Origin of the sequence: Paenibacillus sp. MER 180 (genome assembly GCF_023713665.1) — a bacterium.
Lineage (GTDB): Bacteria > Bacillota > Bacilli > Paenibacillales > Paenibacillaceae > Paenibacillus_B > Paenibacillus_B suaedae.
In genome coordinates this window covers 417,296-432,689 of record NZ_JAMAVT010000004.1, presented here as the reverse complement: position 1 = coordinate 432,689, position 15,394 = coordinate 417,296, and the positions used below count along the sequence as shown (strand labels likewise).

Here is a 15,394-nt window from a genome sequence, read left to right as displayed (position 1 = left end):
GCGTATGTTATTACATCAACCCAACCAAACATTGCCGTCCCGCCTTGTGCAGGCGGGATATCGAATCGTGCTTGCCTTCGTCATCTGCGCCATGCTGGGAATTTCTCTGTTCGATGCCACAGCATCTGCGGCTCCCTATGAAGGCTACAACTATGGGTATGACGGCAAGCCGATCAAGGCGCCGCTTCCATATGAACCTTCGCGGAGCTGGACGGGTGAAGCTCTTGGCGTTGGCGCATTGAATTCGCCGGAGGATATGACTATTGGCCCTGATGGGACGATGTATGTTCTCGATACGGGCAATAACCGATTGATCGCATTGAACGACAAGCTGAAGCCCAAGTGGGTTGTAAGCAAGTTCACGAACCAAGGGATAACAGATACGTTCGAACGCCCGCAAGGCCTCTTCGTGACGGAAGACAATCGCATCTATGTGGCGGATACCGGCAAGGCGAGAATCGTGGAGCTGACACCGGAGGGGAAATTCGTACGTGCACTTGGAACGCCGAAGTCGGATATGATACGGGCAGATCTGCAGTATGTTCCGATTAAGCTGGTCGTTGACCGAACGAAACGATTTTATGTCGTGAGCAAGGGCGTATTTGACGGCATTATGGAGTTGTCGCCTGAAGGGGAATTCAATGGATTTATTGGCGTGAACCCTGTTCTGTATAACCCGATTGAGCTGTTCTGGAAGCAGTTTGCGACGAAGGAGCAGCGCAAGCAGATGGCACTGTTCATCCCAGTCGAGTTCAATAATATATCACTTGATGATGAAGGCTTCATGTACGTAACCACTGCCGATGAGATGTCTACCGAGCCCGTTCGCCGCCTGAATCCTTCTGGGGTAGATGTATTGAAGCGCAAGGGCTACGAAAAACCGATGGGTGATCTGTACTTCAGCAACAGTGCCACAATGGGCGGATTCTCCACCTTAATTGCGGTTACTGCTGATAAGTTCGGCATGTATAGTGTGCTCGACAATAAGCGCGGCCGTATTTTTACGTATGACAAGGAAGGCAAGCTGCTGTACATCTTCGGGCAGAATGGCGATAAGTTCGGCCAATTCAAGGCTCCAATTGACTTGGAGATGTCAGGGGATAAGGTACTTATTCTTGATAAAGGATCGAATCAGATTATTGTGTTCGAGCCAACTCGATATGGACGCGTCTTGCGCAAGGCGGTTGAATTGACGGAGGTTGGCAATGAGGCAGAAGCCGAGGCCGCGTGGGAAGAAGCATTGAAGCTGAACAATAACTTGGATATGGCGCATGTTGGCCTTGGCAAGGCGAAGCTGCGAGCTGGCGAATCTGAGAAAGCCATTCATGAATTTCGCCAGGGGATGCGCCCAGACTATTACTCGCGTGCATTCAAGAGTTATCGCAAGCAGTTGATCTGGGATCAATTCGGGCTCATCGCGACCTTGTGCATTGTGCTCGTTGTTGGCCTGATTATCGGGAATCGGATGTTGAAGGGCAGACTTGCTTCTGAACCAGGTAAGATTCGATTTGCTTGGAAGCTGATGTTCAGGCCATTCAAGTCCTTCTGGGAATTGAAATATGAACAGGCAGGTCATTGGGGTTTTTCTCTGCTTTTGCTTCTCATCTTCATTATTTTATCAGTTATTAAGCGGCAATTTACCGGGTTTATTATTTTTCAGAGCTTGGAGACACAGTTCAGTATATGGATGGAAGTCCAGGTTGCCGTTATTCCATTCTTCCTCTGGTGTATTGCGAATTGGTCATTGACTACGTTAATGGACGGAGAGGGCAAGTTCAAGGAGATTGTAACTGCAACGGGTTACGCGCTTATGCCGTTAATTGTCATGCAAATTCCACTATTGATTCTATCCAACATCATGACGCAAGAGGAAACCTCGTTCTACTACTTGCTGGAATCGATCAGCTATGTATGGTGCGCCCTGCTCTTGTTCGTCGGCATGCTGACAGTGCATCAATATACGGCATCGAAGACAGTTGTCACGATGGGCCTGACCTTCGTCGTTATCGGGATCATCCTGTTCCTCGGTCTGTTAGCATTCAGCTTGGGGCAGCAAATGATAATGTTCGTATCCACCGTATATCAAGAAATCTTATTCCGGATCGGAGAGGGGTGACGACTTGAAAATCTCATTACGCAAGTCTCGTGATTCTGGAACTGTCGCACCCACACGGCGACGGAAGTGGAAATGGAGAACCATAGGCATAGCTGGGGCGATTATGGCTGTGCTGCTGCTCCTGTTCGTTCTGTTCCAACCAAGAAGCCTGCCGCGCACGGGAGATGCAGCGATGCCGGACTTCGGTGTATCCACATCGCCAGGAGCGATCAAGGGAACGGTTGCGCTGGCATCGAATGCCCAGTTGTCTGCAGCCCGGCAACAGGTAGCTGGCCTGGAACGAGTGGCAGCAACAGATGTCCTGGAATTGTACGTAAACAAAAGCACGGCAGAAGCTGCCGTCGTCGATCTGCGAAGCGCTGCGGTGTGGTGGACGAATCCACAGGATCGAGACTCGGACGGTATGGCCAGCCCGTTAATCAAGGGCAAGCTTGGCGCCCAACTGTCGCTTACCTACTTAATGCCGAATGGACAGACGAAGGATTATGACAGCTTCAATGACAGTGTTGTCCATAAGACCTTCACCATCCAATCGGAGTCGGACGGCATGACCGTCGTCTATGAATTTGGTAATCCGGAACGCGGCGCAGAAGTGATTCCACTCAAGATTAGCAAGCAGCGGCTGGAAGAGAAAATATTGAATAAGCTCGACCAGAAGGAACGGAATCAGATGTTGACCCGCTTCCGTCTAAATGAGGATACGGGGATCTATGAACGTAGAGAGATTCCGAAGTCAGCGCTCAAGAAAGTGCTTGATCTGATTGAGAAGGCTGGATATACCGAAGAGGATCTGAAGTCCGACAATGAGCAGAACGGTGTAATTGAAGGAGAGGGCGGAGGCAGTGCATCCTTTACGGTGCCGCTTCGCTACAAGCTTGATGGGGAGCACCTGCTGGTGAGTGTGGATGCCTCGGCAATCAAGGCGCAGCCCCCATACCGGCTGCATACCCTCGATGTTCTATCCTCCTTCGGTGCGGCAGGTAAGAAGGAGAATGGCTATTTGTTCGTGCCGGATGGTTCGGGCTCACTTATTCATTTCAATAATGGCAAGAACTACGCGCAAGGATTAGTCCTTCCTGTATATGGCGAGGATCCAAGCTTCTTCAAGACAGAGCAGTTGAATACGTATGAGACGGTTCGTATGCCTATTTACGGCATGAAGCGGGACACGAGCTCTTTTCTAGCGGTCATCGAGGACGGAGATGCGATGTCGACCCTTTATGCAGATGTCAGTGGAAGGCAGCATGAATATAACTGGATTGGCCCCCAGTTCACCGTATTGCCGAAGGACAAAGTGATGCTGAATGCCAGGGAGGAGCTTATTAAGACGCCTGCAGAGCCATACGCAGGACAGCTGCAAATTCGCTACATGTTCCAGAATCGCGAAGAGGCAGGATATTCGGGGATGGCGAATGCATACCGGGATTATTTGATGCGCAAATACCAGCTGAAGCCGCTGCGCGAACAGGCTGATAAGGCTGTTAAGCCAGCGGATGCGCCATTTTACGTAGAGGCGATCGGTTCGATTTCTAAAGTAAAGACCTTCTTGGGCGTTTCTTATGATTCGCCAGTGCCGCTCACCACATTCGATGAAGCCGGTCAGATGGTGGAGGAGCTTGCAGCTAGGGGAGTCTCCAATATTCAGATGAATTATGCCGGATGGATGAACGGAGGCATTCAGCATAAGCTGCCGAACAACGTGAAGGCGGTTCGTGAGCTGGGTGGAAGAGATGGACTGAACCGGCTGCGTGAACAGCTGCAGGCCCGAGGGGGAACCTTGTATCCGGAGTTCTCGCTTGGACGCGTATACAATGATGATGGGTGGAACGCAACCAAGGACAGCGTACAATCGCTTGGCCGAATCTCGTTGAAGTTCTTCCGATTCAACGCAGCTAATTTCAAGAAAAATTACGAAGCATTCTCCCATTCATTATTGTCGCCAGCGTTGTACCCAACCGTCATGAGCCGTTACTTGGCGCATGCAGAGCTGCCAGCGGATGATGGTGTCTCTATTCAGGATTCAGGAAGCGAGATCTATTCCAACTTCAATCTGAATGAACCCATATTGCGTCAGAAGTCGATTGCCTTCGTCAGCAAGGCGCTGAAGCAAGCGGCGGATCGGGGCAAGGTCATGCTGCAAGGCGGCAATGCGTATGTGCTTCCTTATGCGAGCCAGATTGTCCGCGCACCGATGCAGAGCAACAGATTTCAGATAACGGACGAGATGATTCCTTTCTATTCGATGGTTATGCATGGCTTGATTCCTTATGCAGGTGAAGCATTTAACGGGGTGGAGAATCAGGATGTGAACAGGCGGATGCTGCAAGCGGTAGAGACAGGTTCTAATGTATTCTTCAGCTGGCTTGCGGCGAGTACAGAACAGCTCCGCGATACGATGTGGGATGACTTCTTCGCCGCAGAGTATTCGCAATGGCTCGACGAAGCAGCTTCTGCGTACCGGCAGTTGAATGAGCTGCACCATAAGGTTGGCGATGCATTCATGATCAAGCATGAGCGCCTGGCGGATGAGGTAGTGCAGACAACTTACAGCAATGGTGTGCGCGTCATCGTCAACTACGGCAATGCGCCTGTTGAGGTAGGCGGAGCGGCGGTGGAAGCGGCCAACTATCGCATTGAGGAGGGGAGCAAGTGAAGCTGTCGATTGGAAAACGAAGAAGACCCTCGCTTGAACGAAAGAAGGCGATGTTTGGCTGGCTTTTTATCGCACCATGGTTGATCGGATTTTTGCTCCTCATGGCTGTTCCGCTCGTACGATCGCTGCTCTTCAGCATAAGCCATTTGAGTCTGACAGAGACGGGCTACAAGCTGTCATCTGTTGGATTTGAAAATTATACAAAAGCATTCACCGTTGATCCCAACTTCAATCGGCTCTTGATTGAAGCGACAATGAACATGCTAGCGAATGTGCCGCTAATTATCTTTTTTAGCTTATTTTCAGCAGTGCTGCTCTCTCAGAAGTTCCGCGGGAGAATGCTTGCCCGTGCAATCTTCTTCCTGCCGGTCGTGCTTGCTTCCGGTGTTATTCAGGGCATAGACAGCTCGAACTATCTTGCCCAGATGCTAGGGGATGTTGCATCAAGCGTAGAGGGCAATTTCTCAGGACTTCGCAGTATGGGACTGCGTTCTTTGCTGATAGAGATGGGGATGAGCGGCGATATCGTATTTTATCTGACTAGCGCTGTTGATCGCATCTATTACATTGTAGCGGCGTCGGGTGTGCAAATATTGATATTTTTAGCTGGGCTGCAGTCCATATCGCCTTCCTTGTATGAGGCTTCCAAGATTGAAGGAGCAACGGGCTATGAAGCATTTTGGAAGATTACATTCCCGATGATGTCGCCGCTTATTTTGACAAATACGGTCTATACGGTCGTAGATTCGTTCACGAATAATGGAGTTACAGGTTATATTCATCGGATGGCGTTTAGGGAGAATAACTTTGGCTTAAGCTCAGCGATGTCTTGGGCATATTTTCTTATCGTATCTATTATGCTCGGAGCGTGTGTCTACTTTATTTCCAAACGGGTCTTCTATTATGACTGAGAAAGGGGAGAGAAGCATGTCATCTATCGCAAGACAAAAGGCAGACGCAATAGGTCGACGTATGGAACGATGGAATGCGGAAGTTCGTCCCCTTGACCAGATGAAGAAGTGGCTGTGGATTTGTGCGCGAACCTTGCTTATCGTTGGGATCTGCTACATCATCCTGTACCCGCTCATTACGAAGCTGTCCATGGCGATTCGGGATCGGATGGATTTGTTTGATACGACGATCGTATGGATTCCGCGTCATTTTACATGGGACAATTTCAAGACGGCATTTGATATGCTGGAATATCCCGCCGCGTTCTGGAATTCTACGATGCTGAGTCTAGGGACTTCCGTTCTGCAAATGGTCTCCTGCGCCTTAGCCGGATACGGCTTCGCGCGGCTGAAATTTAGGGGAAGGGGGATTCTGTTCACGTTAGTAGTGTTCACGATTGTCATCCCGCCGCAGACCATTATGATCCCGACGTATTTGAATTATCGATTCTTCGATATATTTGGTCTCTATGAGCTGTTCACAGGCAAGCAAGGGGTTAACTTGCTGGAAAGCTATTGGCCGTTCTTTATTTCCTCTACATTAGCAATGGGGATGAAAAACGGGTTGTTCATTTTTATTTTCCGTCAATTTTTCCGCGGCCTACCGAAGGAGTTAGAGGAAGCCGCTTATGTTGATGGAACAGGGGTTCTCGGTACGTTCTGGAGAGTCATTATTCCGAATACCGTGCCGGCCATCGTAACGGTGCTGCTGTTCTCAATCGTCTGGCAGTGGAATGACAACTACTATGTCTCTCTATATATGAATTATACGCAGGTGCTGTCCTCGACGCTTGCCAGCATGCCAGGGGCATTAGGGCGGATTACGACAGATCCTTCCTATATTTCGCAGCTTATGAATACAGGAGCACTGCTTGTCATGATACCAATGATCATTTTGTATGTATTTGCCCAGAAGTATTTTGTTGAGAGTGTTGAGCGTACGGGTCTTGTCGGATAGTATTACAAACCATACCTTTTCCGCAGCACGAGTAATGTGCATGCACGAGAATGATGGGGTGTTTACTATATAAGGGGATTACTGCCTTAGAAGAAGAGGAGATGGAGTTATGTGCAAAGGGAATATGCATATGCAGGCTGAGGAAATCCAGCACAATTGGGCGCATGGAAGCTGGAGCGAGTTGCTGCAGGCGGAATGGAAGCAGATGATCGAAGAAGGAAAGGAGACACAGGGCATTGCGGAAGCCTTAGAGGACTGGATCCATCATCATTCGCATGATGAGGAGGCTGCTGCAAAGCTGTATTGCGACATGTCCAATCGCCGCATTCGCAGCGATTTCCCCTTTACTGAGCCATCTGACTTGGAGAGCATCCGGGAGCTGAGACCTACGAACGCTCCATTTCGCTCAGAAGAGGAGCTCAAACGGGAATCGGCACTGCGGGATGACGAGTTCTGGCATGATCGTTTCCATGGGGCATGGGTTGGGCGCGCAATCGGCTGTGCGCTCGGCAAACCGTTAGAGGTGCCTCCATTTGTCGACGGAGCGGGTGGAATTCCGGGTTGGAAGTGGATTCGAACGTGGCTTCAAGATGCCGATGCTTGGCCATTTCGGAATTACGTGCCGGGACATTCGCGCGCATCATCTATTGAGTTTCGTCCAGGTGAGAAACTGAGGATTTTCTTTCCAGACAGCCAGCTCGAGCAGATTCGCTTCATGGAGACGGATGACGATATGCGTTACGCGGTTCTTAGTCAGCTCTTAATGGAACGCCATGGATTGAAACTGAAGACGGAGCATGTCGCAGCGGTATGGCTGGAACGGCTCAGTCTAAAGCAGGTATTCACTGCTGAATGCATGACCTTCGTGAATTTAGAGCAGGAGCTGGCCGCCGTGCAGGACTGCAAGATGTCAGCTTCCAGTAATAAGCGGGAAGTAGACTGGGAACGAGTGCGTATGCACCTGAATCCCTACCGGGAATGGATTGGCGCCCAGATTCGCGCGGATGTATACGGCTATTCTGCTCCTGGACGACCGGAATTAGCAGCAGAGCTAGCTTGGCGTGATGCCTCCCTATCCCATGTGAAGAATGGAATTTATGGTTCTATGTTCGTAGCAGCAATGATCGCTGCGGCTTTCTATGAACCGGATCCTGAACGCATTGTTCGGGCGGGGCTTGCTCAGATTCCAGACACGTCGCGTCTGGCTGCTGATATCGCCCAGGCGATTGAGATTGGCAAGACGTCGAAGAGTGAAGAGGAAGTAGCTGAGAGAATTTGGAACTCGTTCGGACATTATTCATGGGTGCACACCAATAACAATGCCGCGCTCGTTGCTGCTTCGTTGATTTTTTCTAAAGGAGATTTCGCGTGTGGTGTAACAACGTCCGTGCTGGGTGGATTCGATACAGATTGCAATGGAGCGACAGTAGGTTCCATTTTAGGGGCTTCTATGGGACATCAGCAACTTCCCGCACATTTCGTGCAGCCATTGAACGATACTTTATATGCGGATGTCGAAGGGTTCCATCCTATTGATTTCACTGCGTTAGCGCATCGTTCCGTTGTATTGTTCAGGGGGATTGAAAACGCTTTAGTAGGGAAGTGAAAAGGCGTATATTATTTTGTTTTATCAAATAAAAAGTTCGGATATAAACTGTCCACTGAGCGAAAACAGGAACAATCATGCAAAAATGATCAGTAATCCATAATGATTCACAAAACAAAAAAATAAAGAATGCCCTATTGACTCCTGATAGGTGTAGGAATATAATGTTTCTAAACATTTGAAACATGACACATAATACCAACGGCAATGAAGAGGACGAAGTAGTAAGGGCTCTTATGAACAGAGAGCGGTCGGAGGTTCTGCTGAAACCGACGCCTTAACCCCTTATATGCGAGCTCACCTCGGAGCTGTTCTCCTGAACAGATGATTAGGACGCTGGAATGTATCGTTCTATCATGCGAGTAGGGAGAATCGTAGGGCGCGCGTTAGACGCTATGAGTATTCGTTATTGTCTATGGCATACGAATACTTGCTGAGATTTCATATTGCGAGATATGAAATGAATGCGGGTGGTACCACGGAAGCACAACCTTTCGTCCCTAATGCAGCAGTTTGCTGCGTGGGATGGAAGGTTTTTTTGTATTTGCTGACTCTCTCATTTCTCATCTTCATGTGATGAGTTGGCATAGTATGTGCCTGGCCAGGCAAGACATATCTTCACAAATGTAACCTAGAGCCCGAGTATGGAAATGAGTAAATATGCGTAAGGAGGATGTCGAATGAGCTCACATCGTACGGCAATGAGGTCAAAAGAAGAATTAAGACAGAAATGGATGCAGCCTGAAGTCATTACAGGCTCGGATATTTTGCTTCGCAGCTTGTTGTTGGAAGGTGTGGAGTGTGTGTTCGGATATCCAGGCGGCGCGGTGCTCTATATTTATGACGCCATGCACGGCTGTGAGGATTTCCACCACGTTCTGACCCGGCACGAGCAAGGAGCGATTCATGCAGCGGACGGATATGCCCGTGCAAGCGGCAAGGTCGGTGTATGTATCGCAACATCGGGACCAGGCGCGACAAACCTGGTTACAGGAATTGCTACTGCCTATATGGATTCGGTTCCGCTCGTTGTTATTACAGGCAACGTAGCGACGACCTTGATTGGCACCGATGCATTCCAAGAAGCAGACATTACAGGCATCACCATGCCGATTACGAAGCATAGCTATCTGGTACGCGATGTTAAGGATCTGCCGCGTGTCATTCACGAGGCATTCCACATTGCGAACACAGGACGCAAGGGACCGGTTCTCATCGATATTCCGAAGGATGTATCGGCGGCGAAGACGCTGTTCGAACCGGTATCAACTGTAAATATTCGCGGCTATAACCCTAACGTTCAGCCGAACAAATATCAAGTCGATAAAATGCTGAAAGCGATCGAAGAGTCGAAGTCACCTGTGATTCTCGCGGGAGCTGGAGTTATCCATTCTGGAGCGCATGAAGAACTGTATGAATTCGTGAGCAAGACACAAATTCCAGTAACGACAACGCTGCTGGGACTTGGCGGATTCCCAAGCGGTCATGATCTGTGGATGGGCATGCCTGGCATGCATGGAACCTATACAGCGAACAATGCGATTCAGCAGGCGGATTTGCTCATTAACATCGGGGCTCGCTTCGATGACCGAGTGACGATGAAGCTTGAAGGTTTCGCGCCACATGCGAAAATCGTCCATATCGATATTGATCCGGCAGAAATCGGCAAAAATGTCCCAACGGACATTCCGATTGTAGGCGATATTCGTACTACATTGGAACTAGCCAATAAGACAGCAGCACGTGCAAACCATGCGGATGAATGGCGCGCTCGCATCATGCAGATGAAGTCGGATAAACCGCTGCAATTCATCGATTCGGATGAAGAACTGAAGCCGCAATGGGTCATCCAGCTGATCAATGATACGACCAAAGGGGAAGCCATCGTTACGACAGATGTCGGACAACACCAGATGTGGTCAGCGCAATATTATCGCTTCAATCATCCGCGCTCCTGGATTACTTCTGGCGGCCTTGGAACGATGGGATTCGGATTCCCATCCGCAATCGGAGCGCAAATGGCCTTCCCGGATCGTACCGTTGTATCGATCAATGGCGATGGCGGCATGCAAATGTGCGCGCAGGAACTTGCAATCTGTGCGATTAACAATATACCGGTCAAGGTAGCGATCATCAATAACCGCGTGCTGGGGATGGTTCGCCAGTGGCAAGAAATTATTTATGACAATCGCTACAGCCATATTGACCTTGCTGGAAGCCCAGACTTCGTGAAGCTCGCGGAAGCTTACGGGGTAAGAGGATTCCGCGCGACGAACAAAGAGGAAGCAGAACAGGCATGGCAGGAAGCACTGAATACACCGGGGCCAGCGGTTGTGGAATTCGTTGTTCGCAAGCACGAGAATGTGTACCCGATGGTAACGCAGGGCTGCACGATTGACCAAATGATAATGGGGGATTGTGAATGATGAACATAACCAAACATACCATTGCCGTCATCGTGAACGATCAGCCAGGTGTTCTGCAGCGTGTCTCCGGTCTATTTGGCCGCAGAGGATTCAACATTGAGAGTATTACTGTAGGTGCTTCTGAGGAGCAAGGTCTCTCCCGCATGGTCATTGTGACCACGGGAGATGACCATATGCTGGAGCAGATCGAGAAGCAGCTGTACAAGATCGTTGACGTGATCAAGGTACTCAACTTAAGCTCCCAGCCAATGGTTGCTCGTGAACTTGCACTCATTAAGGTGAAGGCTGAGCCACACGTACGTCCAGAGATTCTTGGCGTCGTGGAGACGTTCCGCGCTTCCATCGTCGACATTGGGCCAAGCACGCTTATGGTGCAGGTTGTCGGCGAATCGCAGAAGATCGAAGCGATGATTCAACTGCTGGAGCCATACGGAATTCGTGAGGTTAGCCGCACAGGAGTTACAGCCTTGATTCGCGGTCAAGTAACAGATAAGTAAGGAAGCGTCTGGACTTATTCCTACACGTATGGATTGAATCGAATAACGGCCTTCGAATGAGGGGGTATCTCAGGGGACAAGCGGAAGCTGTAAGAGGCCCGTGATTGTCACTTGAAATACCCGCCTCATTCGGGGGAGATTACTACACACTATTTATATAGGAAGAAAGAGGAGGACTCATACTTATGCCAGTTACAATGTACTATGAAAATGACGCTGAATTTAACGTACTGCAAGGAAAAACTATCGCCGTTATCGGTTATGGAAGCCAAGGACATGCTCAAGCGCAAAACCTGCGTGACAGCGGTCTTCAAGTGGTAATCGGTCTTCGTGAAGGCAAATCTGCAGACAAAGCTCGTCAAGACGGCTTCGAAGTGTTGTCCGTTGGCGAAGCTACTTCCCGTGCTGATGTGGTTCAAATCTTGATGCCGGACGAAACGCAAGCATCTGTATACAAAAATGAAATCGAGCCGAACTTGAAAAAAGGCGCAGCCTTGATGTTCTCTCACGGCTTCAACGTACATTTCGGTCAAATCGTAGCACCGAAAGACAACGATGTATTGCTCGTAGCTCCTAAATCCCCAGGACATCTTGTACGCCGTACGTATGTAGAAGGCTTCGGCGTTCCAGGTCTTATCGCAATCGAGCAAGATGCAACTGGCAATGCGAAGGCTATCGGTCTTGCATACGCGAAGGGCATCGGCTGTACACGTGCAGGCGTTATCGAGACTTCCTTCAAGGAAGAAACAGAAACAGACTTGTTCGGTGAGCAGGCAGTATTGTGCGGCGGTGTAAGCGCACTGATCAAAGCTGGCTTCGAAACATTGGTAGAAGCAGGCTACGCTCCTGAAATGGCATACTTCGAGTGCTTGCATGAGCTGAAGCTGATCGTTGACCTCATCTATGAAGGAGGTCTGGCTACAATGCGCGACTCCATCAGCAACACGGCTGAATACGGCGACTATGTAACAGGTCCACGCATCGTAACCGAAGAGACGAAGAAGGCGATGAAGGAAGTATTGTCCGACATCCAACAAGGCAAGTTCGCACGCGATTTCATCTTGGAGAACCAAGCGAACCGTGCGTTCCTGACAGCAACTCGCCGCAACGAAGCAAACCATCCGATCGAAGTGGTTGGCGGTCAATTGCGTGAATTGATGCACTGGATCAAGAAATAAGAAGTAAGAAGTAAGCTTTAATCTCATATATGTAGTTCAAAAAGTCCATACTGCAGCCTTTTCGGTGCTATTCATGGGCTTTTTGAACATAAACTGATACTTGTAAAGCTCCACAGACTACAGAAGGAGGTGCAGCCGGTGCGCAAAATTTATATTTTTGACACGACGCTTCGGGATGGAGAGCAGTCCCCTGGCGTGAACCTGAATACGAAGGAGAAGCTTGAAATCGCGCTTCAATTGGAGCGCCTAGGCGTCGACCGCATCGAAGCGGGATTCCCTGCGGCATCTCCTGGTGACTTGGCAGCCGTGAATGCAGTGGCAAAAGCGGTGAAGCAATCTACGATTGTCGGCCTGTCCCGTTCCCGTATTCCGGATATTGATGCAGCTTATGAAGCGCTGAAGGGTGCAGAGGATGCTTGCTTGCATCTCTTCCTTGCCTCTTCGCCAATTCATCGCAAGCATAAGCTCCGCATGGAGAAGGAGCAGGTTCTTGAGACAGCTGAAGCAGCTATTCGTTATGCGAAGAAGTACTTCAGCAAAGTTGAGTTCTCTCCAGAGGACGCGGGCCGTACGGAGATCGACTTCTTATGCCAAATGACAGAGATGGCGATTAAAGCAGGAGCTACCGTTGTGAACATTCCAGATACGGTTGGATACTTGTCTCCGTATGAGTACGGCAATATATTCAAGACGCTGAAGGAGAATGTACCGGGAATCGAGACGATTCAGCTTAGTGCACATTGCCATGACGATTTGGGAATGGCGACTGCCAATGCGCTCGCTGCAATCTTGAACGGTGCAGATCAGATCGAGGGGACGATCAACGGTATTGGGGAGCGTGCAGGCAATACTGCAATTGAAGAGGTTGCAATGGCGCTTGATACGAGATCGAGCTTCTATGAGGCGAAGACTTCGCTCGTCTTGTCTGAGATTGCGCGTACGAGCCGACTCGTCAGCAAGCTGACAGGCATGCCGATCCCAGGCAACAAGGCGATCGTGGGCGCCAATGCCTTCGCGCATGAATCCGGCATTCATCAAGACGGCATGCTGAAGGAACGGTCAACGTATGAGATTATTACGCCAGAGACGATCGGACTTAAGGAAAGCAAACTCGTGCTCGGCAAGCATTCTGGCCGTCATGCCTTCCGTGAGAAGTTGATTGATCTTGGCTATGACTTGGATGAAGAACAGCTGAACGGGGCTTTTGCCAAGTTCAAGGAATTGGCAGATAAGAAGAAGGAAGTATCGGATGAGGACATCCGGGCCATACTCGAGGAGAAACTGATCGATACGCCTGAGGTGTACTCGCTCGAGACGATATACGTCGCTTACGGGAACCAAGCAATTCCGGCTGCGAAAGTGCGTATCGTAACATGGGAAGGCAGTGTGCTTGAGGAAGAGTCGGAAGGCAATGGCTCTGTTGATGCGATTTACAAGGCAATCGACAAAGCTACGCAGGAAGATGTTGAGCTCGTTGACTATTCCATTAAGTCGGTCACGCACGGCAAGGACGCACTCGGTGAAGTGCATGTCGTTCTCGCACAAAATGAAATATCTGTGCTTGGCCGTGGTGTAAGTACAGATATTCTCGAAGCGAGTGCACGTGCTTATGTCGATGCGCTCAATCGACTGATTGAGAAGCGCAAGCAAGGTACAGCCAGTCGTCGCGACAAAATTGGACTTGTCTAAGTGAATATCAGCAGGTAATGGAAGCTGCCCCACAAGCCTTGAATTGGCTGTAGGGGCAGTTTTTTATTGTAAATGGAACGGATCGTGGAAGACACTCGAATTTTCATAGGAACGATCGCATTGTGCGGATATGTTACAATAAAAGAGTTATGTATGATACGCACGAATGGAAGAAATTCGCCTAATGCGATGGGAGGATAAAGTGATGGATCAACAACAATCAACGGTTCGATTGACAACCTTGTCAAGCAAAGGAGGATGCGGCTGCAAAATAGGGCCGTCCGATCTGTCTCAAGTATTGCGCATGTTACCGCAGACAGAGAAGCATCCAGATTTGCTCGTAGGTTTGGATACAAGCGATGATGCAGGCGTGTACAGGTTGAATGACGACATGGCATTAGTGCAAACGGTTGATTTCTTTACGCCGATTGTCGATGATGCTTATTCGTTCGGTCAAGTTGCCGCTGCGAATGCACTTAGCGATATTTACGCAATGGGAGGCAAGCCGCTCACGGTATTGAATATTGTGGCCTTCCCAATTTCGAAGCTGGACAAGTCCATCTTGGCAGACATTTTGCGCGGAGCGGGAGATAAAGTGAAGGAAGCGGGAGCAACACTCGTTGGCGGTCATTCCATTGATGACGCGGAACCGAAGTTCGGCATGGCCGTAACGGGCATCATTCATCCGGACAAGGTGCTGACGAATGCGGGGGCTAAACCTGGCGACAAGCTGGTGTTGACGAAGCCGATTGGTGTCGGCATCATGACAACTTCCTTGAAGCGTGAGCTGCTTCAGCCAGAAGAAATTGAGCTGGTAACACGGACGATGACGACACTCAATAAGACGGCAGCTGAAGTAATGGCCGGATACGAGATCCACGCATGTACCGATGTTACGGGATTCGGCTTGCTCGGCCATAGTACAGAAATGGCAGCAGGCAGCGAGGCAGGACTTGTTATTCACGCGGAGAACGTACCATTCTTGCCACGCGTTCGTGAACTGGCTGAGAACGGTGCTGTACCGGGCGGAACGAAGAATAACTATAATCATGTGAAGGATCAAGTTATATTCGACGAGCGACTTGATGAGATTGCACAGTGGATGCTGTGTGATGCAGTCACATCAGGTGGACTGCTCTTGTCTGTTGCAGCTAGCGATGCGGAAGCGATGATTCATGAGATGCAAGCTCGTGGTGTAGAAGCGGTGTGCATCGGTGAAGTGGTGGCCGAGCATCCAGGTAAGATTCATGTAGTGGGCAGCTTCGTCGGTAGATAACAACAATCAGAGTTAAATAGAGAATACGTGTACCAAATACCGCCA

Annotated in this window: 10 protein-coding genes; all 10 read left to right on the top strand. The window is 49.7% G+C overall.

The genetic code is table 11. From position 1 onward, the window contains the following. The first annotated feature begins 4 nt into the window (after positions 1–4). The 10 genes from M3661_RS09245 (at position 5) to selD (ending at position 15,349) form a co-directional block, all read left to right on the top strand. Entirely contained in the window at positions 5–2,116 is a 2,112-nt protein-coding gene (locus tag M3661_RS09245) for a YIP1 family protein (RefSeq protein WP_251483970.1), read from the top strand. A gap of 4 nt (positions 2,117–2,120) precedes the next feature. Further along, positions 2,121–4,769, top strand: a complete 2,649-nt coding sequence (locus M3661_RS09240) for a DUF5696 domain-containing protein (protein WP_251483968.1) — start codon at positions 2,121–2,123, stop codon at positions 4,767–4,769. After that, on the top strand, positions 4,766–5,680 hold the full coding sequence (locus tag M3661_RS09235; protein WP_021262096.1) for a carbohydrate ABC transporter permease: 915 nt from the start codon (positions 4,766–4,768) through the stop codon (positions 5,678–5,680). Before M3661_RS09240 ends, M3661_RS09235 begins: the two co-directional genes overlap by 4 nt. Positions 5,681–5,696: 16 nt before the next feature. Then, complete coding sequence (locus M3661_RS09230; protein WP_251483966.1) at positions 5,697–6,677, top strand: carbohydrate ABC transporter permease; 981 nt, start codon at positions 5,697–5,699, stop codon at positions 6,675–6,677. A 109-nt stretch (positions 6,678–6,786) separates the two neighbouring features. After that, on the top strand, positions 6,787–8,283 hold the full coding sequence (locus tag M3661_RS09225) for an ADP-ribosylglycohydrolase family protein (protein ID WP_251483964.1): 1,497 nt from the start codon (positions 6,787–6,789) through the stop codon (positions 8,281–8,283). A gap of 680 nt (positions 8,284–8,963) precedes the next feature. Further along, positions 8,964–10,709, top strand: coding sequence for a biosynthetic-type acetolactate synthase large subunit (ilvB, locus tag M3661_RS09220; protein ID WP_251483962.1), 1,746 nt, complete (start codon positions 8,964–8,966; stop codon positions 10,707–10,709). Next, positions 10,709–11,206 (top strand): acetolactate synthase small subunit, encoded by a 498-nt coding sequence (gene ilvN, locus M3661_RS09215; protein WP_028531812.1) that lies wholly within the window; start codon positions 10,709–10,711, stop codon positions 11,204–11,206. The genes ilvB and ilvN overlap by 1 nt, the downstream gene beginning before the upstream one ends. Before the next feature lie 185 nt (positions 11,207–11,391). Then, a complete protein-coding gene (gene ilvC, locus M3661_RS09210; protein WP_021254479.1) occupies positions 11,392–12,384 on the top strand; it encodes a ketol-acid reductoisomerase in 993 nt (330 codons plus the stop codon). Between the two features lie 138 nt (positions 12,385–12,522). Continuing rightward, the gene (locus M3661_RS09205; protein WP_021254480.1) at positions 12,523–14,073 is read left to right on the top strand and encodes a 2-isopropylmalate synthase; all 1,551 of its coding nucleotides are present in this window, start codon (positions 12,523–12,525) and stop codon (positions 14,071–14,073) included. A gap of 205 nt (positions 14,074–14,278) precedes the next feature. Beyond that, a complete protein-coding gene (gene selD / locus M3661_RS09200; RefSeq protein ID WP_251483948.1) occupies positions 14,279–15,349 on the top strand; it encodes a selenide, water dikinase SelD in 1,071 nt (356 codons plus the stop codon). The last annotated feature ends 45 nt before the right edge of the window (positions 15,350–15,394 follow it).